Origin of the sequence: Dickeya sp. MK7 (genome assembly GCF_000406305.1) — a bacterium.
Lineage (GTDB): Bacteria > Pseudomonadota > Gammaproteobacteria > Enterobacterales > Enterobacteriaceae > Dickeya > Dickeya fangzhongdai.
Window position 1 is genome coordinate 2,357,941 of record NZ_CM001984.1, and the last position, 24,677, is coordinate 2,382,617.

Annotated in this window: 23 protein-coding genes; 10 read left to right on the forward strand and 13 right to left on the reverse strand. The window is 54.2% G+C overall.

Going from position 1 to position 24,677, the window contains the following annotated elements:
* Positions 1 to 596 precede the first annotated feature (596 nt).
* Positions 597 to 3,299 (reverse strand): bifunctional acetaldehyde-CoA/alcohol dehydrogenase, encoded by a 2,703-nt coding sequence (gene adhE / locus DXXMK7_RS10265; RefSeq protein ID WP_038918997.1) that lies wholly within the window; start codon positions 3,297 to 3,299, stop codon positions 597 to 599.
* Between the two features lie 546 nt (positions 3,300 to 3,845).
* Here adhE and DXXMK7_RS10275 point away from each other — a divergent pair.
* From DXXMK7_RS10275 to oppF, 7 genes are all read left to right on the forward strand, one after another.
* Complete coding sequence (locus DXXMK7_RS10275; protein WP_038918999.1) at positions 3,846 to 4,490, forward strand: YchE family NAAT transporter; 645 nt, start codon at positions 3,846 to 3,848, stop codon at positions 4,488 to 4,490.
* 389 nt (positions 4,491 to 4,879) lie between these two features.
* Positions 4,880 to 5,200: a hypothetical protein gene (locus DXXMK7_RS10280; protein WP_038919000.1), complete on the forward strand. Its 321-nt coding sequence runs from the start codon at positions 4,880 to 4,882 to the stop codon at positions 5,198 to 5,200.
* Between the two features lie 174 nt (positions 5,201 to 5,374).
* Entirely contained in the window at positions 5,375 to 7,018 is a 1,644-nt protein-coding gene (gene oppA / locus DXXMK7_RS10285) for an oligopeptide ABC transporter substrate-binding protein OppA (RefSeq protein WP_038919001.1), read from the forward strand.
* Between the two features lie 89 nt (positions 7,019 to 7,107).
* Entirely contained in the window at positions 7,108 to 8,028 is a 921-nt protein-coding gene (gene oppB / locus DXXMK7_RS10290; RefSeq protein WP_038658845.1) for an oligopeptide ABC transporter permease OppB, read from the forward strand.
* Positions 8,029 to 8,040: 12 nt separating this feature from the next.
* Positions 8,041 to 8,949, forward strand: a complete 909-nt coding sequence (gene oppC / locus DXXMK7_RS10295) for an oligopeptide ABC transporter permease OppC (protein WP_038658842.1) — start codon at positions 8,041 to 8,043, stop codon at positions 8,947 to 8,949.
* 16 nt (positions 8,950 to 8,965) lie between these two features.
* Positions 8,966 to 9,955: an ABC transporter ATP-binding protein gene (locus tag DXXMK7_RS10300; protein WP_038919003.1), complete on the forward strand. Its 990-nt coding sequence runs from the start codon at positions 8,966 to 8,968 to the stop codon at positions 9,953 to 9,955.
* On the forward strand, positions 9,952 to 10,956 hold the full coding sequence (gene oppF, locus DXXMK7_RS10305; protein ID WP_038919004.1) for a murein tripeptide/oligopeptide ABC transporter ATP binding protein OppF: 1,005 nt from the start codon (positions 9,952 to 9,954) through the stop codon (positions 10,954 to 10,956). The genes DXXMK7_RS10300 and oppF overlap by 4 nt, the downstream gene beginning before the upstream one ends.
* Positions 10,957 to 11,070: 114 nt before the next feature.
* Here oppF and DXXMK7_RS10310 read toward each other — a convergent pair whose 3' ends face one another.
* Positions 11,071 to 11,394: an HI1450 family dsDNA-mimic protein gene (locus tag DXXMK7_RS10310; RefSeq protein WP_013317870.1), complete on the reverse strand. Its 324-nt coding sequence runs from the start codon at positions 11,392 to 11,394 to the stop codon at positions 11,071 to 11,073.
* Between the two features lie 54 nt (positions 11,395 to 11,448).
* Positions 11,449 to 12,909 carry a cardiolipin synthase gene (gene cls, locus DXXMK7_RS10315; protein WP_038919005.1) on the reverse strand — a complete coding sequence of 487 codons (1,461 nt, stop codon included), beginning with the start codon at positions 12,907 to 12,909 and terminating at the stop codon, positions 11,449 to 11,451.
* 226 nt (positions 12,910 to 13,135) lie between these two features.
* On the opposite strand from cls, the gene DXXMK7_RS22635 reads away from it, so the two are divergent.
* The gene (locus DXXMK7_RS22635) at positions 13,136 to 13,312 is read left to right on the forward strand and encodes a YciY family protein (RefSeq protein ID WP_087881238.1); all 177 of its coding nucleotides are present in this window, start codon (positions 13,136 to 13,138) and stop codon (positions 13,310 to 13,312) included.
* 72 nt (positions 13,313 to 13,384) lie between these two features.
* Here the strand turns inward: DXXMK7_RS22635 and DXXMK7_RS10320 are convergent, their stop codons facing one another.
* On the reverse strand, positions 13,385 to 15,085 hold the full coding sequence (locus DXXMK7_RS10320; protein ID WP_038919006.1) for a methyl-accepting chemotaxis protein: 1,701 nt from the start codon (positions 15,083 to 15,085) through the stop codon (positions 13,385 to 13,387).
* 129 nt (positions 15,086 to 15,214) lie between these two features.
* On the reverse strand, positions 15,215 to 15,511 hold the full coding sequence (locus tag DXXMK7_RS10325; protein WP_038658828.1) for a YciI family protein: 297 nt from the start codon (positions 15,509 to 15,511) through the stop codon (positions 15,215 to 15,217).
* 201 nt (positions 15,512 to 15,712) lie between these two features.
* Between DXXMK7_RS10325 and tonB the strand changes: the two genes are divergently transcribed.
* The gene (gene tonB, locus DXXMK7_RS10330; protein WP_038919008.1) at positions 15,713 to 16,471 is read left to right on the forward strand and encodes a TonB system transport protein TonB; all 759 of its coding nucleotides are present in this window, start codon (positions 15,713 to 15,715) and stop codon (positions 16,469 to 16,471) included.
* Between the two features lie 63 nt (positions 16,472 to 16,534).
* On the opposite strand, the gene yciA is transcribed toward tonB, so the two are convergent.
* The 4 genes from yciA to DXXMK7_RS10350 form a co-directional block, all read right to left on the reverse strand.
* On the reverse strand, positions 16,535 to 16,957 hold the full coding sequence (gene yciA / locus DXXMK7_RS10335) for an acyl-CoA thioester hydrolase YciA (RefSeq protein WP_013317876.1): 423 nt from the start codon (positions 16,955 to 16,957) through the stop codon (positions 16,535 to 16,537).
* Between the two features lie 51 nt (positions 16,958 to 17,008).
* Positions 17,009 to 17,569 (reverse strand): septation protein A, encoded by a 561-nt coding sequence (locus DXXMK7_RS10340; protein WP_038919010.1) that lies wholly within the window; start codon positions 17,567 to 17,569, stop codon positions 17,009 to 17,011.
* Between the two features lie 193 nt (positions 17,570 to 17,762).
* Positions 17,763 to 18,515 (reverse strand): YciC family protein, encoded by a 753-nt coding sequence (locus DXXMK7_RS10345; protein WP_038919011.1) that lies wholly within the window; start codon positions 18,513 to 18,515, stop codon positions 17,763 to 17,765.
* A gap of 118 nt (positions 18,516 to 18,633) precedes the next feature.
* Positions 18,634 to 18,939, reverse strand: a complete 306-nt coding sequence (locus tag DXXMK7_RS10350) for a YkgJ family cysteine cluster protein (protein WP_231348866.1) — start codon at positions 18,937 to 18,939, stop codon at positions 18,634 to 18,636.
* 338 nt (positions 18,940 to 19,277) lie between these two features.
* On the opposite strand from DXXMK7_RS10350, the gene ompW reads away from it, so the two are divergent.
* Positions 19,278 to 19,910 (forward strand): outer membrane protein OmpW, encoded by a 633-nt coding sequence (gene ompW, locus DXXMK7_RS10355; protein WP_013317880.1) that lies wholly within the window; start codon positions 19,278 to 19,280, stop codon positions 19,908 to 19,910.
* A 79-nt stretch (positions 19,911 to 19,989) separates the two neighbouring features.
* Here the strand turns inward: ompW and DXXMK7_RS10360 are convergent, their stop codons facing one another.
* The 4 genes from DXXMK7_RS10360 to trpCF all read right to left on the reverse strand — a co-directional run bounded on the left by DXXMK7_RS10360 (position 19,990) and on the right by trpCF (position 24,672).
* The gene (locus DXXMK7_RS10360; RefSeq protein ID WP_038919014.1) at positions 19,990 to 20,718 is read right to left on the reverse strand and encodes an oligogalacturonate-specific porin KdgM family protein; all 729 of its coding nucleotides are present in this window, start codon (positions 20,716 to 20,718) and stop codon (positions 19,990 to 19,992) included.
* Between the two features lie 551 nt (positions 20,719 to 21,269).
* On the reverse strand, positions 21,270 to 22,079 hold the full coding sequence (gene trpA, locus DXXMK7_RS10365) for a tryptophan synthase subunit alpha (RefSeq protein WP_038919015.1): 810 nt from the start codon (positions 22,077 to 22,079) through the stop codon (positions 21,270 to 21,272).
* Positions 22,079 to 23,269 carry a tryptophan synthase subunit beta gene (trpB, locus tag DXXMK7_RS10370; protein WP_038919017.1) on the reverse strand — a complete coding sequence of 397 codons (1,191 nt, stop codon included), beginning with the start codon at positions 23,267 to 23,269 and terminating at the stop codon, positions 22,079 to 22,081. The genes trpA and trpB overlap by 1 nt, the downstream gene beginning before the upstream one ends.
* A gap of 17 nt (positions 23,270 to 23,286) precedes the next feature.
* Positions 23,287 to 24,672 (reverse strand): bifunctional indole-3-glycerol-phosphate synthase TrpC/phosphoribosylanthranilate isomerase TrpF, encoded by a 1,386-nt coding sequence (gene trpCF, locus DXXMK7_RS10375; RefSeq protein ID WP_038920963.1) that lies wholly within the window; start codon positions 24,670 to 24,672, stop codon positions 23,287 to 23,289.
* Positions 24,673 to 24,677: the final 5 nt, after the last annotated feature.

Genomic DNA, 24,677 nt, shown 5'->3' on the forward strand with positions numbered 1-24,677 from the left:
GCATTTAGCCGGGCTTATTAATAACCGGGTAGTGGCGGCGATTATCCGGTTATCGCTTCTGGTAAAAATTGATAATATAAATTAAATATTCGTTACCAGATGCGTATTTGCCGCTTTTATCGTTGTTTTCACAGCCGCTCCGCCCGGTGTTATTGATGCGATTTCCGGGGCGCCGTTCGCTTTATGAGCCGAATAATCCCTCACCGCCCTCTACTGATATAGCGGTGCTGCCACCGCGTTCGTCACAGCCAGGATAGATTAACCTGCTACCGGGGTTATCGGCGACACGGACGGTATACGCGGTAGCAGGGCGTTTGAGCGCTATACGCATGCTTGATGCACGAACCTTGCTTTACCTGCCTAAGGCTCTCCGTAGCTGTCAGGACCGTTATCAGAGAGCATTCTGGTACTTATCGCCAGATTCCAGATTACAGGGAATGGCGGTGCGTTCACGGCGGATGGTACCTCAGTAGATGATATCTCTGCGGGAGATGGCGGCGGGGGGAGTTATTTCTTGTCCGCGATGTGGTAAATCCCCCCCAAAAAAAAGCCCTGCGCGTGCGCACAGGGCTTTGAGTATGCTGCCGTCAGCGATATCAGTTAACGGCTTTTTTCTCTTTCTTCTCGGCTTTTTCCGCCTTGACGGGCACGCTGGCCGCCGCCGGGGTCGCTTTGCTCTCGGTGACCGCATGTTCGACAAACGGACGGCCGTAGAACGAATCCAGCAGGATTTGTTTCAACTCGGCAATCAGCGGATAACGCGGGTTGGCGCCGGTACACTGATCGTCAAACGCATCTTCAGAGAGTTTATCCACCTTGGCCAGGAAATCGGCTTCCTGTACGCCGGCTTCACGAATAGAGGTGGGAATCCCCAGCTCTTTCTTCATGCTTTCCAGCCAGGCCAGCAGTTTTTCAATTTTCTGCGCCGTACGGTCGCCAGCGGCGCTCAGACCCAGATGGTCGGCCACTTCCGCATAGCGACGGCGAGCCTGAGGACGGTCGTACTGGCTGAACGCCGTCTGTTTGGTCGGGTTATCGTTGGCGTTATAGCGGATCACGTTGCTAATCAGCAGGGCATTGGCCAGCCCGTGCGGGATATGGAACTCGGAACCCAGCTTGTGCGCCATAGAGTGGCAGACGCCCAGGAAGGCGTTAGCGAAGGCGATACCGGCGATTGTCGCCGCGTTATGGACGCGCTCGCGGGCAACCGGATTTTTTGCGCCTTCATGGTAGCTGGTCGGCAGGTTTTCTTTCAGCAGCTTCAGTGCCTGCAGCGCCTGTCCGTCGGAGTATTCGTTCGCCAGTACGGATACATAGGCTTCCAGCGAGTGGGTCACCGCATCCAGGCCGCCGAACGCGCACAGCGATTTCGGCATGTTCATCACCAGATTGGCGTCCACAATCGCCATATCCGGGGTCAGCGCGTAGTCCGCCAGCGGATATTTCTGGCCGGTGGCGTCATCGGTCACCACGGCGAACGGTGTTACTTCCGAACCGGTGCCGGAGGTGGTGGTGACGGCGATCAGCTTGGCTTTCACGCCCATTTTCGGGAACTTGTAGATACGTTTGCGGATATCCATGAAACGCAGCGCCAGTTCTTCAAAATGGGTATCCGGGTGTTCGTACATGACCCACATGATCTTGGCGGCATCCATCGGCGAACCGCCGCCCAGCGCGATGATGACGTCGGGTTTGAAGGCGTTCATCTGTTCGGCGCCTTTACGAACGACGCTGAGCGTCGGGTCGGCTTCCACTTCAAAGAAGACATCGGTATCCAGACCCTGTTGTTTCAGTACCGACGTAATCTGGTCGACATAGCCGTTATTAAACAGGAAACGGTCGGTAACGATGAATGCGCGTTTAGCACCGTCGCTCGCAACTTCTTCCAGCGCGATCGGCAGAGAGCCGCGGCGGAAGTAGATAGATTTGGGAAGTTTGTGCCACAGCATATTCTCTGCTCGCTTAGCCACGGTTTTACGGTTGATCAGGTGTTTCGGCCCGACGTTCTCGGAGATGGAGTTACCGCCCCATGAACCGCAACCCAGCGTCAGCGACGGCGCCAGTTTAAAGTTGTACAGATCGCCGATCCCGCCCTGAGAGGCCGGTGTGTTGATCAGGATACGGGCGGTTTTCATCTTGTCGCCAAAATAGTTGACGCGACGAGCCTGATTGTCCTGATCGGTGTACAGGCAGGAGGTGTGGCCGATCCCGCCCATGGCGACCAGTTTTTCCGCTTTGTCGACCGCGTCTTCAAAATCTTTCGCCCGGTACATGGCCAGCGTCGGGGAGAGTTTCTCGTGAGCGAACGGTTCGGACTCGTCAGCGTTCGTCACTTCACCGATCAGCACCTTGGTGCTGGCAGGCACGGTAATACCGGCCATTTCCGCAATCTTGATAGCCGGCTGGCCGACGATGGCGGCGTTGAGCGCGCCGTTTTTCAGCAGAATACCCTGTACCGCGCTGAGCTCTTTGCCCTGAAGCAGGTAGCCGCCGTGGGTCGAGAAGCGTTCGCGTACGGCATCATAGATCTCATCGACCACGATCACCGACTGCTCGGAAGCGCAGATCACGCCGTTGTCGAAGGTTTTTGACATAAGAATCGAGGCTACGGCGCGTTTGATGTCGGCCGTTTCATCGATCACTACCGGGGTGTTGCCTGCGCCTACGCCGATGGCCGGCTTACCGGAACTGTAGGCCGCTTTTACCATGCCCGGACCACCGGTTGCCAGGATCAGATTGATATCCGGGTGATGCATCAGCTGATTGGACAGTTCCACCGATGGTTCATCAATCCAGCCGATGATGTCCTGGGGCGCGCCCGCGGCGATAGCGGCCTGCAGTACGATGTCCGCTGCTTTGTTGGTGGCGTTTTTGGCGCGCGGATGCGGGGAGAAGATAATGCCGTTGCGGGTTTTCAGGCTGATCAATGCCTTGAAGATAGCCGTGGAGGTTGGGTTGGTGGTCGGAACGATGCCGCAGATCAGGCCGATAGGTTCGGCAATCGTGATGGTACCGAACGTATCATCGACGGACAGCACGCCGCAGGTCTGTTCATCCTTGTAGGCGTTATAAATGTACTCGGAAGCGAAGTGGTTTTTGATCACTTTATCTTCAATGATACCCATGCCGGATTCGGCGACCGCCATTTTCGCCAGCGGTATACGGGCATCCGCAGCAGCCAGCGCGGCGGCACGGAAGATCTGATCGACCTGCTCCTGCGAGAAATTTGCGAACTCCTGCTGCGCTTTTTTGACGCGTTCGACCAAAGCGTTAAGTTCAGCAACGTTTGTTACGGCCATAATGCACTCCTGTAATGTTAAGCTCTTTCAGTCAATGGTCAGCCCGGTAAATAAGCAGTATAGATAATGGTTGACGCACCTGATTTTGGCGGCGGTGATTATCCATTGACTCAAAGCGCTCCCGATAAATGCGATCGCCTTGTTTAATAACAGAAACCCTGGTTTCTCAATCCTGCTCCTAAAGTCGTCGGCGATTTGGCGGTAGAATCTGCTGTCGTTAATCCTTCTTGTTACGATGAAGGCAGAATACCCCGTTGTTAGCCGATTTTTTGTGATCATGCTCGCTAAATCTTAATGCTGACACCATTCAGCATGATGTTTTTGAGAATTAATATCATTTATAGCGACGATTTGTTAAAAATAAATGACCATAATATGAGTGGGTTTATATGGATTTGTATCGAAAATCTGAATGGGTGCAGAGAATAATTATCAGGACGGAGGATGGAGGCGCGCGATGCTTTACATTACTGTAGGAAGCATCACGGTATCGGTTGTGGCCCATCAGGGATTCCCTACGTTGACAATAACCTTCAGAGGTGGAATGTGATTCAGCCTGTCCTGGATTTCTCCGGTTACATCAAATTCTTTATCGGGTTGTTTGCGCTGATTAACCCGGTGGGGATTTTGCCTATCTTTATAAGTATGACCAGTTATCAGGGAGCGGAGGGGCGGTCTAAGACCAACCTCACGGCGAATGTCTCCGTGGTGATCATTCTCTGGGGCGCGTTGTTTTTCGGCGACATGATTTTGCGGTTGTTCGGTATTTCCATTGATTCGTTTCGGATTGCGGGCGGCATTCTGATTGTCACCATCGCCATGTCGATGATTAGCGGCAAGCTGGGTGAGGATAAACAGAATAAACAGGAAAAAACGGAAACCGCCAATCGGGAAAGTATTGGCGTGGTGCCGCTGGCATTGCCGCTGATGGCGGGGCCGGGGGCAATCAGTTCCACCATTGTCTGGAGTTCCCGTTATCACGGCTGGCAGAATCTGCTGGGGCTATCGGCGGCGATTGCCTTTTTCGCATTCTGCTGCTGGCTGCTGTTCAGAGCCGCGCCGGCGCTGGTGCGACTGCTGGGGCAGACCGGCATTAACGTGGTGACGCGTATCATGGGGTTGTTGTTGATGTCGCTCGGCATCGAATTTATCGTCACCGGAATTCGCACCTTGTTTCCCGGTTTGCTATAGCCGCAAGGGCTGCTAACTTTATTTTTATTAATACTTTTTTCTTATGTTTATTCCCCGGCAATAATTGGGCCGGGGAAAGCATGCCGTCCACTATTATTTATCACTCATTTATCATCTCAGAGGGTATAGCTTATTTTCATTCTTTATCGCATGCCTTAGATAAGCTAATGCATATGGCGTGAAAGGCGACTGGCATTATGGCGAGTTGCATATGCGTTTTCGCTGTTAATTTATTCACACGCGGAGGGCGTGGCGCCGGGAATGATGTTATTGTGTGCGGAAGTGTTTTATCGTGCATTTTTTGCCCTGATCTACTGTTAATTCTTTCATACTTACAAGTTATTGGACAATCTGCTGCCGGGTGAATTTTTACCCCAGTGACGCTCGTCATGGATGTTTTTATATCCATTTACGCGTTCGAGCCATTTTGTGACTTTCCGAGATGGAAAAGAAATTTAAGTAACAGCCTGCAAAATCTATTGGCGAAGACGGATTCTTCTGATACGTTCGGCATCACGCTATTCCCCTTGGCTGTTATGGATAAGTTAATTTTATTAGAGATTTATCCGTGGCTGCTTTTTTGTGGGGAGCGTACCATCAGGGAAGAGTGGAAATGGCTGTGGGCTGTCGCGTCTGGGAAAGGGCTGCGGCAGTTTTTGGGTTGCCGAAATGTGCTGTTTTTATCTCTGTTGATTTTTCCGACACGTTGACGCGGCGTTATGACGTATCAGACCGTGTTGCGTGGATAAAACAATTTAGATGTGATTGAGCGGCCATGTTGCCAGATTCGTTCCTCTGGTGGCGATGATGTCTGTCCGCTTAATACGTAAAAAAAGTTATGTGCCTGATTGGGCGATAACAGTAGAACAGGAGCAAGGTAAATAATGGTAAACAACACTATTAAAAAAAGACTGGCGGTCAGCATTCTTGCTGCTATTACTGCCTCTGCTGGCGTTTCCGCCTGGGCCGCCACGGTGCCGGCCGGCGTTCAACTGGCTGAGAAACAGGAGCTGGTGCGCAATAATGGTTCCGAGGTTGCCTCGCTGGACCCGCATAAAATTGAAGGCGTGCCGGAATCCAACATTGCGCGCGATCTGCTGGAAGGGCTGCTGGTAACGTCCCCAGATGGTCATCCTGCGCCGGGCGTGGCAGAAAGCTGGGACAATAAAGATTTCAAAGTATGGACCTTCCATTTGCGTAAAAACGCCAAATGGTCCAACGGCGATCCGGTCACCGCTCAGGATTTCGTTTACAGCTGGCAGCGCATTTCTAACCCGAAAACCGCCTCTCCTTATGCCAGTTACCTGCAGTTCGGCCATATCGTTAACATCGATGATGTCGTCGCGGGCAAAAAGTCACCTGACACGCTGGGCGTGAAAGCGATCGACGACCACACGCTGGAAGTGACCCTCAGCGAACCGGTTCCGTACTTCTATAAACTGCTGGTGCATCCGTCCACTTTCCCGGTGAACCAAAAAGTGGTTGAGCAATTCGGCGACAAGTGGACCCAACCGGCCAACTGGGTCGGCAACGGCGCTTACAAGCTGAAAGAATGGATCGTGAACGAAAAAATCGTTCTGGAGCGCAACCCGAACTACTGGGATAACGCCAACACCATCATCAATAAAGTGACTTATCTGCCGATCTCCTCCGAAGTAACGGACGTGAACCGCTACCGCAGCGGCGAGATCGACATGACTTATAACAACCTGCCGATCGAACTGTTCCAGAAGCTGAAGAAAGAGATCCCCAATGAAGTGAAGGCGGATCCGTATCTGTGCACCTACTACTATGAAATCAACAACCAGAAAGCGCCGTTTACCGACGCCCGCGTGCGTCAGGCGCTGGTGCTGGGTCTGGATCAGGACATTCTGGTTAACAAGGTGAAAGGTCAGGGCGATACCCCGGCGTTTGGTTTCACCCCGCCGTACATCGACGGCCTGGACGGCAAACTGACTCCGCCGGAGTGGGTGAGCTGGTCACGTGAAAAACGTAATGCCGAAGCGAAGAAACTGCTGGCCGAAGCGGGCTTCACTGCTGAAAAACCGCTGACCTTTAACCTGCTGTACAATACTTCCGATCTGCACAAGAAACTGGCGATCGCTGCTTCTTCCATCTGGAAAAGCAATATCGGCGTAGATGCGAAGCTGGAAAACCAGGAGTGGAAAACCTTCCTGGATAGCCGTCATCAGGGGACCTTTGACGTAGCTCGTGCCGGCTGGTGTGCGGACTATAACGAACCGACTACGTTCCTGAACATCATGATCGCCAACAGCAGCAGCAACACCTCGCATTACAAGAGCGCGGATTTCGACAAGCTGATGGCGCAAGCGCTGGCGGCCAAAACAGAGGATGAACGCGCCGGTGTTTACCGAGAAGCGGAAGCGCTGCTGGAAAAAGACGCGGTTATCGTTCCGGTTTACTACTACGCCAATACCCGTCTGGTTAAGCCGTATGTAGGCGGCCTGACCGGTAAAGATCCGCTGGATAACCTCAACGTTAAAAATCTTTATATTATCAAGCATTAATGATGATGGGACTGCGTGCTGGCACGCAGTCCTTATTCGGTTTGATAGATAGAAGAGAAAATCTCAGACCGGTTTTATAGGTAAGGTCAATGTTAAAATTTATTTTCCGTCGTTGCCTGGAAGCAATCCCGACGTTGTTCATCCTGATTACCATCTCGTTTTTCATGATGCGACTGGCCCCGGGAAGTCCGTTTACTGGAGAACGCAACCTTCCCCCTGAAGTGATGGCGAATATCGAAGCCAAATACCATCTGAACGATCCGATGATCAAACAGTACGGTAATTATCTGGTGCAGTTGCTGCAAGGCGACTTCGGGCCGTCTTTCAAGTACAAAGATTATTCGGTAAATGATTTGGTCGTCCGGGCTTTTCCGGTGTCGGCTAAATTGGGTGCCGCCGCTTTTCTGCTGGCTGTGGTGCTGGGGGTGACCTCCGGCGTGATTGCCGCATTGAATCAAAACAGTAAATGGGACTACACGGTAATGGGGTTTGCCATGACCGGGGTGGTAATCCCGAGCTTTGTGGTGGCGCCGCTGCTGGTGCTGGTCTTTGCGATAACCCTGCGCTGGCTGCCCGGGGGCGGCTGGAACGGCGGCGCGCCGAAATACATCATTTTGCCGATGGTTGCGCTGTCCCTGTCCTATATCGCCAGTATCGCCCGTATTACCCGCGGCTCCATGATTGAAGTGCTGCATTCGAACTTTATCCGCACCGCGCGCGCCAAAGGGCTGCCGCTGCACCGGATTATTCTGCGCCATGCCCTGAAGCCGGCGCTGTTGCCGGTGCTTTCCTACATGGGGCCGGCGTTCGTGGGGATCATCACTGGCTCCATGGTGATTGAAACCATTTTCGGTTTACCTGGTATTGGTCAGTTGTTTGTTAACGGTGCGCTTAACCGTGACTATTCGCTGGTGCTCAGCCTGACGGTTTTGGTGGGCGCGCTGACCATTCTGTTTAATGCGGTCATCGATGTGCTGTACGCGGTCATCGATCCGAAGATCCGTTACTAAGGTAAATCACTGATGTTTTGGAATAAACGTAACCGCGAAGCGCTGGATAATTTCAGCGAAAAACTGGAAGTGGAAGGGCGCAGCCTGTGGCAGGATGCGCGCCGTCGCTTCATGCACAACCGGGCGGCGCTGGCCAGCCTGTTCGTACTGACGCTCATCACGCTGTTTGTCGTCATTGGCCCGATGGTGGCGCCGTTCAACTATGCCGATACCGACTGGAATATGATGTCCAGCGCGCCTGACATGGTGTCCAAACACTATTTCGGCACCGATTCGTCCGGCCGCGACCTGCTGGTGCGTGTGGCGATCGGCGGACGTATTTCTCTGATGGTCGGCGTTGCCGCCGCGTTGGTGGCAGTAGTCGTGGGAACGCTGTATGGCGCTGCATCCGGCTATCTGGGTGGGAAAGTGGACTCGGTCATGATGCGTCTGCTGGAGATCCTTAACTCCTTCCCGTTCATGTTCTTCGTTATCCTGCTGGTGACGCTGTTCGGGCAAAATATCCTGCTGATTTTTGTGGCTATAGGCATGGTGTCCTGGCTGGACATGGCCCGTATCGTTCGCGGCCAGACCCTGAGCCTGAAACGTAAAGAGTTCATTGAAGCCGCGTTGGTGTGCGGTGTATCCACCCGTAGTATCGTGCTGCGCCATGTCGTGCCGAATGTGCTGGGCGTGGTCGTGGTCTACGCGTCGCTGCTGGTGCCGAGCATGATCCTGTTCGAATCTTTTCTGAGTTTCCTTGGCCTGGGTACCCAGGAACCGCTGAGCAGCTGGGGCGCGCTGCTGAACGATGGCGCCAATTCAATGGAAGTGGCGCCGTGGCTGCTGCTGTATCCCGCCGGTTTCCTGGTGGTGACCCTGTTCTGTTTCAACTTTATCGGCGATGGCCTGCGTGATGCCCTCGACCCGAAAGACCGCTAAGGAGACGCTTCATACCATGATGAATACGTCACAACCCCGTGAAGCGCTGCTTGACGTTAAAGATTTGCGCGTGACTTTCAGTACGCCTGACGGTGATGTCACCGCGGTAAACGACCTTAATTTCTCTCTCAGCGCCGGTGAGACGCTGGGGATTGTCGGGGAGTCCGGCTCTGGTAAATCCCAGACAGCGTTTGCGCTGATGGGCCTGCTGGCCGCGAACGGCCGTATCGGCGGTTCCGCCCGTTTCAACGGGCGCGAGATTCTCAATCTGCCGGAACGTGAGCTCAATCGCCTGCGCGCGGAAGAGATCGCCATGATTTTCCAGGACCCGATGACGTCGCTGAACCCGTACATGCGTGTCGGCGACCAACTGATGGAAGTGCTGATGCAGCACAAGAAACTCGGTAAAAGCGAAGCGTTTGACGAGTCGGTGCGTATGCTGGACGCGGTGAAAATGCCGGAAGCCAGAAAACGTATGCGCATGTACCCGCACGAGTTTTCCGGCGGGATGCGTCAGCGCGTTATGATCGCGATGGCGCTGCTGTGCCGTCCTAAATTGCTGATCGCCGACGAACCGACCACCGCGCTCGACGTGACGGTGCAGGCGCAGATCATGACATTGCTCAACGACCTGAAGCGCGAGTTCAATACCGCCATTATCATGATTACCCACGATTTGGGCGTGGTAGCGGGTATTTGCGACAAGGTGCTGGTGATGTACGCCGGCCGTACCATGGAGTACGGCAGCGCGCGCGAAATTTTCTACGAGCCGACGCATCCGTATTCAATCGGCTTGCTGAAAGCCGTTCCCCGTCTTGACGAAGAGAACGAAGCGCTGGCCACTATTCCGGGCAATCCGCCTAACCTGTTGCGCTTGCCGAAAGGGTGTCCTTTCCAGCCGCGTTGCCCCTATGCACAGGACCGGTGCCAGCAGGCGCCTGAATTGACGCCGTTTGGCGAGGGCCGTCTGCGTGCCTGTTTCCGGAGTGTGGGGGAATTAGTATGAACGAGCTGGAAAACAAAAAAGTCTTGCTTGAAGTGGATGAACTGAAAGTCCACTTTGATATCCGCGATGATAAACAGTGGTTCTGGCAACCCGCCAGGAAGCTGAAAGCGGTTGATGGCGTTACCCTGCGGCTGTACGAAGGGGAAACGCTGGGGGTGGTTGGGGAGTCCGGTTGCGGAAAATCCACGCTGGCCCGCGCGATCATCGGTCTGGTGAAGGCCACCAGCGGGCGCATTAGCTGGCTGGGTAAAGACCTGCTGGGGATGCGTGATACCGAATGGCGCAATGTGCGCAGCGATATCCAGATGATTTTCCAGGATCCGCTGGCGTCGCTGAACCCGCGTATGACCATCGGCGAAATTATCGCCGAACCGCTGCGCACCTATCACCCGGAGATGCCGCGTCAGGAAGTGAAAGACCGCGTCAAAGCGATGATGATGAAGGTTGGCCTGCTGCCGAACCTGATCAACCGCTACCCGCACGAGTTTTCCGGTGGTCAGTGTCAGCGTATCGGTATTGCCCGCGCGCTGATTCTGGAACCGAAACTGATCATCTGTGATGAACCGGTTTCCGCGCTGGACGTGTCGATTCAGGCTCAGGTGGTGAACCTGCTGCAACAGTTACAGCGGGAAATGGGGCTGTCGCTGATCTTTATCGCCCACGATTTGTCGGTGGTGAAACATATCTCCGACCGCGTGCTGGTGATGTATCTGGGTCATGCGGTGGAACTGGGAACCTACGATGAGCTGTACCACAATCCGCAGCATCCTTATACCCGCGCCCTGATGTCGGCGGTGCCGATTCCTGACCCGGACAAGGAGCGCAACAAGCAGATTCAACTGCTGGAAGGCGACCTGCCGTCACCGATTAATCCGCCTACCGGCTGTGTGTTCTGCACCCGTTGCCCGGTTGTCGGGCCGGAATGCACCAAAACCCGGCCGGTGCTCGAAGGCAGCTTCCGTCATGCGGTATCCTGCCTGAAGGTGGATCCGCTGTCGTAATCCGGCGCTGCTCGTGTAAGCAATACCCGGTAATAAGCAAAACGCCCCGTCAGGGGCGTTTTGCTGTTCGTCGCTGATCGCTGATGATGGCCGATTAGGCTGCGATCGCGGCGGTTACTCTTTCCACAGAATGTGGCACAGTTTGTGGTCCTTTTCGCGGCAGATCAGAATGCGGGCGAAAATATCATTGATTTCCTCACCTTCCTGCTCGGCCAGACCAATGACTACTTCGGCGAAAAAGTCCGGATTCAGGTCGAAATCCACGTGTTCCTGCCAGTCTTCCGCCGGATCAAACAGCTCCGCACCGCCACGCTCTTCGAACTGCAGGTTGAACAGCAGGATATCTGCCGGGTCCAGGTTATCCGGCGCCAGTTCCAGAAAGATATCGTAGGCCTGTTCCAGCGTTTCATCTTCTGTCAGGCGGTTATTTAAATCCATACAACATTCCTGTTAAAACGTGATGGGGGTATTAGAGCATGAAGGGCGGTGTGATTACAGCAGTGGACTGAAAAAGTAAAACAGCCGCTCGACGATACGCTGCCAGTAGGGGCGTTTTAGCCATTCTTTAGTGTTCAGCAGGCGAGAGCGGGACATGTAATCCTCCTGCACGCAGGCCAGATCGCTGCCAAACCCGTCGTCGTCAATCACCAGGGTGATTTCGAAGTTCAGCCACAGGCTGCGCATATCCAGATTGACCGTCCCCACCAGACTGAGCTGGCCGTCTACCAGCACGCTTTTGGTGTGCAGCAACCCGCCTTCGAACTGATAAATTTTAACGCCCGCCGCCAGTAGTTCGGTGAAAAAAGCTTTGCAGGCCCAGCCAACCATCACGGAATCGTTTTTGTAAGGTACGATGACGCTGACCTCTACGCCGCGCTGTGCGGCGGTGCAGATGGCGTGTTGCAGGTCGTCGCTGGGCACAAAATAGGGCGTGGTCATGATCAACTGATGACGAGCAGAGTAAACGGCGGTCAGCAGCGCCTGATGGATCATATCCTCGGGGTAGCCGGGACCGGAGGCGATGACCTGCACCGTATGGCCGCGCTCTTGCTCAAACGGCATGATATTCACGTCGGGCGGCGGCGGCGGCAGGCGCTGACCGGTTTCCATTTCCCAGTCGAGGCTATAGATAACGCCCATCGTGGTGGTCACCGGACCTTCGATGCGCACCATCAGGTCCACCCACTGGCCGACGCCGGAGTCTTGCTTGAAATAACGCGGATCCACCATGTTCATGCTGCCGGTGTAGGCGATGCGGTTATCAATCAGGATCACCTTACGGTGCTGGCGTAAGTCCATCCGGCGCAGGAATGCGCGCAGCAGGTTGACCTGTAGCGCATCCACCACCGTGATGTCGGCGGCGCGCATGACCTCCGGGTAGGTGCTGTGAAAGAATTGCACGCTGCCTGCCGAATCCAGCAGGATGCGGCATTTGACCCCGCGTCGCGACGCCGCCAGCAGGGCGGTCATCACCTGATCCACCAATCCGCCGGCCTGCCAGATATAGAACACCATCTCGATGTTATTGCGGGCCAGTTCAATGTCGCGAATCAACGTCCTGATGGTGTCGTCGAATGAGGTCAACAACTGCAACTGATTACCCTTGATGCCGCCAATGCCCTGACGACGCTCGCAGAGCTGAAACAACGATCGCGCCACTTCACTATTTTCAGTGGCGAAAATGCGGCGATATTCTTTTAGTTCACGAAGCCACTGCGCGGTAACCGGCCACATTTGCCGGGCGCGTTCCGCACGGCGTTTCCCCAGATGCAATTCGCCGAATAACAGATAAGCGACGATCCCGACCAGCGGCAGAATATAAATCACCAACAGCCAGGCCATAGCGGAAGGAACCGCGCGTCTTTTCATCAGAATACGCAGCGTAATGCTGGCAACGAGCAGCCAATAGCTGAAAACCAGTAATCCGCTCAGTACAGTATAAAATGCTGTCATAGTAACAATGCACGGTTCCCTGCTGCGAAATGTTTACGAGTTCAAGTGTATGCATAGTTCCCCAAAGGGGAAAGTCCTTTACTCTGAATACTATAGCGCATGAAGGGCAAGCGTGCGGATTCGGGAAAATCCTGTCGTATCGCTTGGCGGAGGATATCAGAGGGATATAATAACCCGGTCCCATCACGCTTATTACAGAGTTGTGCCATGAAACAAGAGTCGAGCCATGAAACGCAGCCGGAATGAAGTTAGCCGTTGGCGTATGCAACGTCAGGTGCAGCGCCGTCGCAGCCGCTGGCTTGAGGCCCAGTCACGCGGTTACCGGCATATCCACCACGTGCGCTACCTGCTCCAGAAGCAGCAACGTCGCGCGTTATTGTATGCGGTGGCTTACGAGTGGTAACCATCAGGTAGTCCGTGTCAGGCCCAACGCTCGCCAGAGCGTTGGGCTTTTTTTATTATCTGAAAGAGAGGATTACAGGGCTGGCGAGTGTTGCGGTAGGGCAACATAGCCATTAGCGACCGGAGCCGGCGTAGCGCGAGGCGCGTCAGATTCGGCCGCTGCCGCCGTGCCGGGCAACTGGAACAGGGATACCGACAGATTGAGCTGCTCGGTCTGCTCAAGCAACTGAAGGCAGGTGCGGGCAGAGGCGTCCACCTGCAGGGCATTCTGTTTCACCGTATCGTTGAGTGAACTGATGCGGTTGGTCACTTCATGGATGCTTTGATTCTGTTGTTGCGAAATATCGGTGATTTCACTCAGGAATGTGCTGGTGCCTTTGGCCGCCTGAATGATTTCCTGCAGGCTATCGTTGAGGTGACCGACCAGTCTGGCGCCGGTAGCGACGCTGCTGTCCGATTCATGAATCAACGCATTGATGTTTTGGGCCGACTGACTGCTTTGTGAAGCCAGCGCGCCCACCTCGCGGGCGACAACCGAGAAACCTTTACCCATCTCGCCGGCCCGGGCCGCTTCAATTGCGGCATTCAGCGACAGGATATGCGTCTGAAACGCCACGTTTTCAATCAGCGAGATCACTTCCGTCATTTCCTTGCTGCGGCCGGAAATGTCCTGCATCGCGTCTCTGACGTCGCTCATCATGGTTTCGCCCTGTTCGGCGATGTGACTGGTTTCTTGTGCGTGATGACTGGCTTGCTCGGTGTACTGGGCGTTCTGCTCCAGGTGCTGACTGATCTGGATGATGTGCTCGGTGGTGACTTTCAACTCTGCGGACTGTCGATTGGCCTGTTCAGACAGCAAACGGTTGTCGGTAGTGACATGACTGACCTGTTGCATCATGGTTTCCATCCCCTGACGAACTTGACTTATCAGGTCCACCAGACCGCTCTGCATCTGCACCACGCTGCTGTTTAGCAGCGCGATTTCACGGGTTGCACGTTTTTCTATGCCGATGTCATGCGATAGATCGCCAGCTGCGATCAGCCGCAGGTGGTCGGTGATGCGCTTAAGCGGATGAACGATCACTTTGTTCACGCCAATCCAGACGACCAGCGAAATCGTCAGCAACAATCCCAGAATGACGATAAACAGGGTGTGGGCGGCATCAAGATTATCCAACAGCTGCTGAGCATGTTGCTTTTGACGGGCATCGTTTTCCTGCAGGTACCGGGCGTATTTTTGGGTAAACAGGGTCTGGTAAGCCTGGATGGGGACGGCAAAGAAAATATCGATTTCGTTGGTTTTTTTGATGCCTTGCGCCAGTTCGAGCAGCCCGTTATAGAGCTGCTGATAACTGCTTTTTAGCTCGGTGAAGGCGGCGTCATTGCGGGTGGCGCCAGAAAAGCGCTCTAGCTTTTGATAATACGCCTGCGCGTGGGTTAACGACTCTTCCGCTTCGGTCATCAGGCTGTTCCAACTGCCGACCGAGCCGGTTTCTTTGTCAAACATCAGGTAAATGCCGGCACGATTGAGCTTGTCGCTGGCGTTCATCACTTCCATGCGAGCCTGATCCATCAGTGCCTGTTGTTGGCGCAGGGCTTCGTTGGCGGCGCTGTCCTGACGTACTTCAGTCATGGTTTTCGATATCATCCCTACGGACAACAGCTGTAGTAAGGAAAATAACCCAATGATTAGCAGCAAACCGGAAAGAAAACTCAGGCGGTATTGACGCACTCTGCCCAGAAAACCGGAGCGTGACGGGGCGGATGTTGACATGACAATCTACTCTCTAAAGATAAATTGCCGCCAACATAACATCATTAAATGACTAAAATATTTCAGATATTTAAGAGGAAAACGGAGGCGTCATTTGGTGAAAATGCCATGACCTCCGTCAAATTTGGATTAAAATGCTTTTCTGAAGGGCTTGACGCTGACAGACTCGTAGACGCCGGCGGCGACATAGGGATCTTCGTCTGCCCAATGGCGGGCGTCTTCCAGCGACGGGAATTCGGCAATCACCGTTGAACCGGTAAATCCGGCGGTGCCTGGGTCTTCACTGTCGATAGCCGGCAGCGCGCCCGCGGTCAACAAACGCCCCTGATCCCGCAGTGTTTGCAGGCGGGCGATATGTGCGGGGCGAGCGGCCAGACGTTTTTCCAGTGAGCCGGGCACATCGGTGGCATAAATCACATACAGCATGGTAAACCTCGGTCTGTCAGACCATTGTGGGACGGAACCGCCATCATACGCGATGATACCGGTAGGACAATCCCTGTTACCGTCCGTCCGGCACGAAAACCGATGCGGATTGAGCCGTCCCATGCGGGAATTGATCGGCTTCTATTGAATATGATTGTCATTTGCATTTAAACTTGCGCAGTGAGAGGACATCATATAACTATGCCGCAGAAAACATTTTTCCTGACCCGCCGATATTCATGGCCGATGCTGATTTCCGTGGGTTTTCATGGTTCACTGATTGCCGGGTTGCTGTTTGCTTCATTTAATACATCAGTCAAGCTGCCGTCGACGCCGCAGCCGATCCAGGTCGTGATGGTCAATACCGCGCCGGAGGAAGCTGCGCCAGCCCCATCGGCTGCGCCTCAGCCAGAACCGGAAAAGGTGCCGGAACCGACGCCGGAGCCGGAAGTTCAGCCAGAACCGCCGCCGCTGCCAAAACCGGTTCCAGTCCCGTTGCCGGAGCCGAAGCCCCAGCCCAAACCTAAGCCGAAACCGGAGCCGAAACCTAAACCGGTAAAAAAAGTGGAACAGCCGAAGGAAACGCCGCGTGAAACCGCGCCGCAGCCGACGGCGACGCCGTCGGCCAGCCAGACAGTCAGCCGTAATACGGCGCCGGTCAGCCAGGCTCCGGTCGCCAGCGCTCAGCCCTCGGGGCCAAGACCGTTGAGCCGGGCTCAGCCGGAATACCCGGCTCGGGCGTTCGCCTTGCGTATCGAAGGCCGGGTTAAGGTGCAGTTTGACGTCGATGAATCGGGACGGGTGGATAACGTCCGTGTACTGTCGGCGGAGCCTAAGAACATGTTTGAGCGAGATATCAAGCAGGCGATGCGTAAATGGCGTTATGAAGAGAGCAAACCGGGGAAAGACCTGGTGGTGACGATCATCTTTAGAATCAATGGCGGCGCCGCGATGGAGTAAGTCGCAGCCCGATTGACGTTGAAAAAATTAAGGCACCGCTAGCGGTGCCTTAATCATTTGTCATTATTGCTCAGGCTCGAAATGGCTTTTCCCTTCCGGCAATTCGCGCGGTCGACCGTCTTCGTCCACGGCAACGTAGGTAAACAGCGCTTCGGTGGCGCGGTAGCGTTGGCCGATAGGGTCGGTCGAAACCTTTTTCACCCACACTTCCACATTAATAGTCATCGAGCTGCGACCGGTACGGACGCAGCGGGCATAGCAGCACACCACATCGCCGACGGCGACAGGTTTTAGGAACGTCATGCCGTCAACCCGAACGGTGACGACGCGACCTTCTGCAATCTCTTTTGCCTGGATAGCGCCGCCGATATCCATCTGCGACATCAGCCAGCCGCCAAAAATATCGCCGTTGGCATTGGTGTCCGCCGGCATGGCCAGCGTGCGCAGCACCAGTTCGCCGTGAGGTAATGCGTCTTGTTTGCTCATAGGGTCAACGAATCCGCTTGTGAGTAGTCAATGTCAGTCTGTGTCGGGCGATCATTTGTCGCTTTCGTTTTCCGTCTTTTCCGGCTCAGCCGGCAGATGGCGATAAATGTAAACGCCGCACAGCAATGTAAATACCAGAGTCAGGCCGGTGAGGCCAAATACTTTAAAGTCAACCCAAACGCTTTGCGGCAGCCAGAATGCAATATAAATATTAGCCAGGCCGCACAGCAGGAAAAATACCGCCCATGAAATATTCAGTTTTGCCCATACTATTTCCGGTAACGCCAGTTCTTTACCCAGCATGCGCTGAATCAGGGTTTTCTTCATCACAAACTGGCTGAACAGCAAGGCAATGGCGAACAGCGTATAAATAATGGTTACTTTCCATTTGATGAACTGGTCATTGTGGAATACCAGCGTCAGGGTGCCGAATACGGCAACCATCAGGAACGTCAGCAGCATCATCTTTTCGATTTTGCGGTAAATAAACCAACTCAACAGTAACGTCGCCGCCGTTGCAGCAATCAATGCTCCGGAGGCGACATAGATGTCATACAGTTTATAACAAACAAAGAAAACAATAAGAGGAATAAAATCAATCAGTTGCTTCATTATGTTAATCCGTCACTTACCCATGTGGGGTGGTGGTCCGCATGTATCAAAAGGGCCAATCTATTTCTGAATTATTATCGCCGTTTGCGCAGCGCGATTCCCGATTTATCGTAACAATTTGCAGAAAATTACGTTATGGCGGGCGACGATAGCGGAGCAGCGCCGTCGCTGCTCCGGAATAAGCGGTGTGAATTTAGCCGCGCACCAGCATGTAAAGGCGGAATACATAGACCAGCAGCATGGCGGAAAGCACGTTGCTGATGCCGTTCAGAATCACGGCCATGGCGGTAGGCGATACCATCGGTAACCGGGTCAGCAACAACAACAGCGCGACTTTGGCCAGCAGCCACAGTATTACGGCCGGCGCAGTCTGGCGGAAATGGGCGAACGCCAGCTTGCTGCTGGCACGCATGGAGGCAAAGATCCCGCGCTTTTCGGTAACGGCGATCACGGGTGACAGGCTAAAGGCGATGGATAACAAAATCCCCGGGACCACGACCAATAACATGCCTAACTGAATCAACAGGGTGCAAACCAGTATCAGCAAAAACAGGCGGGGTAACAGCGGCGCCGAGGCGCCAATGGCGCGCAGGGCGCTGATTTTATGACCCGCCGACACCAGTTGGATCAGCATCAGGATGCCGCCGGTCAGCAGCGCGTTGCCTACCAGCGTGGCAAACGTGCCGGCGGCAGAGGCTTTCAGCAGCACCATTTGTTGCTCGGGGGAAAGCTGTTGGATGATATCGCTGATACCAGGCTGCTCGATGGAGGACAGATCTACATTACTGTTGCTGAGTAGTTGCAGTTGATCGTTGCCGGGCGTAAAGACGTGCCCGAGGACGACGGTGATCAAGGACGTCAGCAGCGCCAGCATCAGGATGCTGAAAAACTGGTTACGCGTAAAATTCAAGGTGTCACGGTATAATCTGCTGGCCGTGATAGGCATGAAAACTCCTTGGCAAAGGTTAGCAATAGGGCTTTTAGCAAAAAATATTATCCGGCTATTGTAACCCGTTCAGCTGTTTCGTGGCACCCCGGCGTGACGTTCTGCTTTTTATTCTGATTCATGCACACGGCAGCGGCAATCTGGCTGGAACCAGCGGCGGCAGGCCATAGGCCGCGCGAGCCCGATCGCAGGCGTCATTGCGCTGACCATTTTCTCCCGATGGCGCAAATTCATGGCAAGGCGTGGGCCGTTGGGCATAGATACGGCAACTGACCGACTCACCGATTTCGCCTTCCAGTGCGCAACAGCGAATCGGTTTGCTGTTGGTGCCGGCCATACAGCGCAGCAATGGCGTTACCGGTTCCGTCAGCGAGGCGGGAACGCTTCCGCCGCCGTCATCAGCTTCCGACCAATAAAAAGACACTCGAAAGTAACCGCAGCAAGCACCGCATTCCATACAAGGGTTGACGTTATCGCTCATGGTTGATTATCCACCGGCCTCAATCGTGTTGAATCTCAGGTGAACAGAAGAATTTACGCCCGAATACCGGGTCGCGCAGCTCCTTTTTTGTACTGATGCAAAATTGGTCTTTTCTGTGCTTTTTGATTTGGATCAATTCTTTGTTTTTTAGAGACTTGGGGTGTTTTGATTGATGACATAATGTCGCAAAAATCCTGCCAGGATGTGATCTGGCTTCAAACAAAAATACCCCTTAGTGGGTATAGTTCGCCCGGATATTAACCTTACAAATGGAGTGGATAATGAAGAAGGTTTCTTTATTGATGATGGCTGCCGCGTTGATGCCGGCATTGGCGCAAGCTCATCAGGCTGGCGATGTGATTGTTCGTACTGGAACGGCAACGGTACGCCCGGTTGAAAGCTCGGACAATGTGTTGGGGTTGGGTTCATTCAACGTGGATAACAATACCCAACTGGGACTGACCCTTGGCTACATGGTGACGGATAATATCGGCGTGGAACTGCTGGCTGCGACGCCGTTCCAGCACAAGGTCGGCGTAGGCAATGTTGGGCCGATCGCCGAAGTTAAACACCTGCCGCCGACGCTGATGGCGCAGTATTATTTTGGGCAGAGTACGGACAAGCTGCGCCCTTATCTGGGTGTCGGTCTGAACTACACCATGTTCTTTGACGAGAAATTTAACCAGACGGGTAAAGACGCCGGGTTGAGCGACCTGAGCCTGAAAAACTCCTGGGGCGTTGCCGCGCAGGCCGGTCTGGATTACAACCTGAATAAAAACTGGCTGTTGAATATGTCGGTATGGTGGATGGATATCGACACCACCGTGAAATTCAAGGCAGCCGGCCAGGATCAGAGTATCAAAACTCGTCTGGATCCCTGGGTATTTATGTTTGGCTTCGGTTATAAATTCTGATAAGCGAAGTAAAAAACAAAAAAGAGAAGGCGGAACCGGAGTTCCGCCTTTTTTACGTCAGGTGATAACCGGGACGGTATTAGAAGTTGTACTGAACACCGACGCGGTAACGGGTCTGGCGTTCGTCAGTAACTTTAGAGCCTTCAACGTTGGCGACCTGAACATACGGGGTCCAGTTTTTGTCGATTTTATAGGCCAGCTTCACGTCATGCGTAAAGTTGTCGCTATCATTGTCGAAGCGATAGCCTGCGGCACCCGCTTTGGTGTTTTTATTGTATTCCAGTTCGTATTCAACGGTGAAGTTGTCCAGGAATTTGTATCCCAGCACGCTGGTGATGGTATAACCCTTCATATTGGTGTTATCAGCAGGGGTCGGGGTATTGATGCTGCTGCTGAAACGCTGGTAGAAAGGACGATAACGCAGGGTATAGTAAAGGCTATCGGTAAAGTTTACGCCGCCTTTGATATAAGGACGATAGGTGTTGCCCGTATTGTCGGAAACCAGGTTGAAACCGGCCTCGGCATTAAACATTTTATTGAATTTGTACAGATAGCTGGCAGTAACTTCGGTGCCATTACTTACTTGCTCGTTATAAGGTTTGTTTGGCGTGGAGTCATTGCTGGATTGTTTCCATTTCACTTCAGAAGACAAACCGAACCCATTCTCAAAACGGTGTGAAATCAGCAGTCGATCTTTGTGATCGGCACTTTTGGTGTCCTGCATTTCATGGCGGTAATCGAATGTGACCGCCATTGAGCTCATACTTACCAAAGATGCAACCATCACTGTCAGAATTTTAAATTTCATCGCTATAACCCTCTCAGAGATCATTCTTATTAGTGTTGTGCTGCGGACATAGCGCAGCACGGAACCGATTTTTATTTATCTCTGCTTACAAATGTGTGATCCGGAACGGCAAACTCAAAAAAATGAAAAGCCATTTTACTTGTGTGATGGGCGTCTATTTACATAGCAATGAATCTATGTCTACAGAAATAAAAAGGCGTTTCAATAAAACCAAATACAATATTTCATTTTTTGAATTTATTTGATATCTATTTTTACAAAATTAATATTTGGAAACTATTTAACTTGTTGACTCTGTGTTTTTGGTTTCTGATTTTTGGCACTTTTAACTTTTTTTACTTCTTCTTAATAAATTCATAATTATGAGTATGTTTGTCATTTTGTGACGTGACGCCAGATTGTCATGTTGTACGCTGAGCCACGCGCATAGCGTAAACGTGCCGGAGCTATCCACGATCCTCAGCGGTGGTTGGCAGGAACATTTGATAAGGATAAGAACAATAAAACGCCATAGCCGGGAAAACAGGCTATGGCGGGAAGGTCTGGCGGGATTAACGTGCGCGGGTGGCGGCTTTCATGCCGCGGACAAAATCGGTCAGTTTTGCGAGCATCTCATCCGGCTGGGAATGGTATTGCTCGATGATTTTGACAATCGCGGAACCAGAGATGGCGCCGGCGGCACCGGATTCCAGCGCTTTTTGCACCTGAGCCGGTTCGGAAATGCCAAAACCCAGCAGCGGCGGAGCCGCATGGTATTCCTGCAGTTTTTCCAGCAGATGGTGCAGCGGCAGTTGGGCGCGGGTTTCTGCGCCAGTTACGCCGGCCCGGGAGAGCAGGTAAGTATAGCCGCGGCCGAAGGATGACACTTCACGCAGCAGGTCGTCATCCGCATTCGGCGGGCAGATGAAGATTGGCGCGACGCCATGCTTCATCGCCGCAGTGCGAAACGGCGCGGATTCTTCCAGCGGTACGTCGGCTACCAACACCGAGTCAACGCCGGTTTCGGCGCAACGCTGATAAAAAGCGTCGATACCATTGCTGAACACCAGGTTGGCGTACATCAACAAGCCGATCGGCAGGTCAGGGTATTTCTGGCGGATGGTCGCCAGCATTTCAAAACAGTGGGCCGGGGTCACGCCGGCGGCGAACGCGCGCAGCGTGGCGTTCTGAATGGTCGGGCCATCCGCCAGCGGATCGGAGAACGGGATCCCCAATTCCAGCGCGTCTGCACCCGCGGCCACCAGCGTATCGATAATGCGCAGCGAAAGCTCGGGGGAAGGGTCGCCCAGCGTAACAAACGGCACAAACGCCCCTTCCTGTTTTTCCGACAGTCGTTTAAACAAAGCGTGGTAGCGTTCCATCAAATCTCTCCCCGGGATTTCAGAATGTCGTGAACCGTAAAAATGTCTTTATCGCCACGGCCGGACAGGTTGACCACCAGAATTTGCTCTTTTTCCGGTTCCGCTTTGATCATTTTCAGCGCGTGGGCCAGCGCATGGGAGGATTCCAGCGCCGGGATAATCCCTTCGTGACGCGACAATTCCCGGAATGCGTTCAACGCTTCATCGTCGGTGACCGACACATAATCCGCCCGCCCGATGCTGTTCAGGTGCGCGTGCTGCGGCCCGACGGAGGGGAAGTCCAGACCGGCCGAAATAGAGTACGACTCTTCGATTTGACCGTCTTCGGTCTGCATCATCGGTGATTTCATACCGAAGTAGATACCGACGCGGCCATGTTTCAGCGGTGCGCCGTGCTGCCCGGTTTCGATACCCAGACCTGCCGGCTCCACGCCGATCAAACGCACGGACGGCTCGTCAATGAAATCAGCAAACATGCCGATGGCGTTGGAACCGCCGCCGACGCAGGCCAGCACCGCATCCGGCAGACGACCTTCTTTTTCTTTCACCTGGGCTTTGGTTTCTTCCCCGATCATGCGCTGAAATTCCCGCACGATGGTGGGGTAAGGGTGTGGACCGGCGGCAGTCCCCAGCAGGTAATGAGCGGTCTCATAGCTGCCGGACCAGTCGCGTAGCGCTTCGTTGCAGGCGTCTTTCAGGGTGGCGGAGCCGCTGTGCACCGGAATGACTTCTGCGCCCATCAATCGCATACGGAACACGTTCGGCGACTGGCGCTCTACGTCCTTGGCGCCCATGTAGACGCGGCATTTCAACCCCAGCAGGGCGCAGGCTAGCGCGGTGGCGACGCCATGTTGGCCGGCGCCGGTTTCGGCGATGATTTCGGTTTTACCCATACGCTTCGCCAGCAGCGCTTGCCCCAGTACCTGATTGGTCTTGTGCGCGCCGCCGTGCAGCAGGTCTTCGCGTTTCAGATAGAGTTTGGTTCGGGTGCCTGCGGTCAGGTTTTTACACAGGGTCAGCGCTGTCGGCCGCCCGGCGTAGTTCTTCAGCAGGTCGCTGAACTCAGCCTGGAACGCCGGGTCACGCTGCGCGCTGACAAATGCCTCTTCCAACTGGCGCAGAGCCGGCATCAGGATCTGTGGTACGTACTGACCACCAAATTCACCAAAATAAGGATTAAGTAACGTCATAATCAGCCTGTATCTTGTTATTCATGAGAGGTACGGCGGGGTTGCGCCGTACGCAGCGTCCGGAATACCGCCGCGATTTTCTGCGGATCTTTGATGCCGGGTTGCGACTCTACGCCAGAGTTGAAATCCAGCCCGGCGGCGCCGAGTGTCGCGGCCTGCGCCACGTTGTCCGGGCCGAGTCCGCCGGCCAGCAGCACCTGCTGCAGCGATTGACCCTGCAGCAATGACCAGTCGAACGATTGGCCGCTGCCGCCCTGACCGTTGTCGAGCAGCACCCGGTCAACCTGCGCCAGCGCCAGCGGGGGCAGTGTGTCGCCGACGCTTTGCGCTTTCCAGATCTGGCAGGCAGCGGGCAACTGTTCACGTAAGGCGGCGATGGCGGTTTCGTCTTCGCTGCCGTGTAACTGTACGGCCGTCAGCTGGAGCGACGCTGCGGTTGCCACGATGTCGGCCAGCGGCGCGTTACGGAATACCCCGACATAACGCAAGGGCGCGCCCGCCATCACGGCACGTGCCTGTGACGGTGTCACGCAGCGCGGGGAACTGGCGACAAAAATCAACCCGCCGTACACCGCGCCCGCCTGAAAGGCCGCGGCGGCATCGTCGGGCCGGGTCAACCCGCACACTTTGTTTTCCCCGAGGATGACCCGGCGTACCGCCAGCGTCAGGTCGTCTTCTTCCATTAGCGAACTGCCGATCAGAAAACCATTGGCGTACTGGCTCAGTTCCTGAATATGGGCATGACGGCTGATGCCGGATTCGCTGATTACCGTCACGCCGGCAGGCAGACGCGGCACCAGCGTGCGGGTACGGTTAAGGTCGATAGAGAGGTCGCGCAGGTCGCGGTTGTTGATGCCGACCACGCGCGCTTCCAGCGCAATAGCGCGTTCCAGTTCGGCTTCATTGCTGACTTCCGTCAGGATGCCCATATTCAGGCTGTGCGCTACCTGCGCCAGCCGGCGATACTGTTCATCATCCAGTACCGACAGCATCAGCAGAATCGCGTCGGCCTGATAGTAACGGGCCAGATAGATCTGGTACGGGTCGATAATGAAGTCCTTGCACAGCACCGGCTGAGCAACCGCCGCGCTGACCTGGGTCAGAAAAGCAAAATCGCCCTGGAAATACTTCTCGTCGGTCAGTACCGAAATGGCGGACGCGTAATCCTGATAAACTCGCGCAATTGCGACCGGGTCGAAATCGGCGCGAATCAACCCCTTGGAGGGCGAGGCTTTTTTGCACTCCAGAATAAACGCCGGATTGGCCTGTTTCAGCGACTGATAGAAGTGGCGCGAACTGGGCGTTACCTGTGACTGAAAGCTGTCGAGCGGCTGTCGTTGCTGCCGTTCGGCGATCCACTGCGCTTTGTCGCGCACAATTTTGGTTAATACGGTTTCCTGCATTTTCT

Coding starts and splice junctions, on each gene's coding strand:
- oppF (WP_038919004.1), top strand. CDS start 9,952: ATGAACGAGCTGGAAAACAAAAAAGTCTTGCTTGAAGTGGATGAACTG.
- yciA (WP_013317876.1), bottom strand. CDS start 16,957: ATGAGCAAACAAGACGCATTACCTCACGGCGAACTGGTGCTGCGCACG.
- trpA (WP_038919015.1), bottom strand. CDS start 22,079: ATGGAACGCTACCACGCTTTGTTTAAACGACTGTCGGAAAAACAGGAA.
- oppC (WP_038658842.1), top strand. CDS start 8,041: ATGTTTTGGAATAAACGTAACCGCGAAGCGCTGGATAATTTCAGCGAA.
- DXXMK7_RS10345 (WP_038919011.1), bottom strand. CDS start 18,515: ATGCCTATCACGGCCAGCAGATTATACCGTGACACCTTGAATTTTACG.
- DXXMK7_RS10310 (WP_013317870.1), bottom strand. CDS start 11,394: ATGGATTTAAATAACCGCCTGACAGAAGATGAAACGCTGGAACAGGCC.
- oppA (WP_038919001.1), top strand. CDS start 5,375: ATGGTAAACAACACTATTAAAAAAAGACTGGCGGTCAGCATTCTTGCT.
- trpCF (WP_038920963.1), bottom strand. CDS start 24,672: ATGCAGGAAACCGTATTAACCAAAATTGTGCGCGACAAAGCGCAGTGG.
- DXXMK7_RS10320 (WP_038919006.1), bottom strand. CDS start 15,085: ATGTCAACATCCGCCCCGTCACGCTCCGGTTTTCTGGGCAGAGTGCGT.
- DXXMK7_RS22635 (WP_087881238.1), top strand. CDS start 13,136: ATGAAACGCAGCCGGAATGAAGTTAGCCGTTGGCGTATGCAACGTCAG.
- DXXMK7_RS10325 (WP_038658828.1), bottom strand. CDS start 15,511: ATGCTGTATGTGATTTATGCCACCGATGTGCCCGGCTCACTGGAAAAA.
- DXXMK7_RS10340 (WP_038919010.1), bottom strand. CDS start 17,569: ATGAAGCAACTGATTGATTTTATTCCTCTTATTGTTTTCTTTGTTTGT.
- ompW (WP_013317880.1), top strand. CDS start 19,278: ATGAAGAAGGTTTCTTTATTGATGATGGCTGCCGCGTTGATGCCGGCA.
- DXXMK7_RS10360 (WP_038919014.1), bottom strand. CDS start 20,718: ATGAAATTTAAAATTCTGACAGTGATGGTTGCATCTTTGGTAAGTATG.
- cls (WP_038919005.1), bottom strand. CDS start 12,909: ATGACAGCATTTTATACTGTACTGAGCGGATTACTGGTTTTCAGCTAT.
- oppB (WP_038658845.1), top strand. CDS start 7,108: ATGTTAAAATTTATTTTCCGTCGTTGCCTGGAAGCAATCCCGACGTTG.
- DXXMK7_RS10300 (WP_038919003.1), top strand. CDS start 8,966: ATGATGAATACGTCACAACCCCGTGAAGCGCTGCTTGACGTTAAAGAT.
- DXXMK7_RS10280 (WP_038919000.1), top strand. CDS start 4,880: ATGGATGTTTTTATATCCATTTACGCGTTCGAGCCATTTTGTGACTTT.
- adhE (WP_038918997.1), bottom strand. CDS start 3,299: ATGGCCGTAACAAACGTTGCTGAACTTAACGCTTTGGTCGAACGCGTC.
- tonB (WP_038919008.1), top strand. CDS start 15,713: ATGCCGCAGAAAACATTTTTCCTGACCCGCCGATATTCATGGCCGATG.
- trpB (WP_038919017.1), bottom strand. CDS start 23,269: ATGACGTTACTTAATCCTTATTTTGGTGAATTTGGTGGTCAGTACGTA.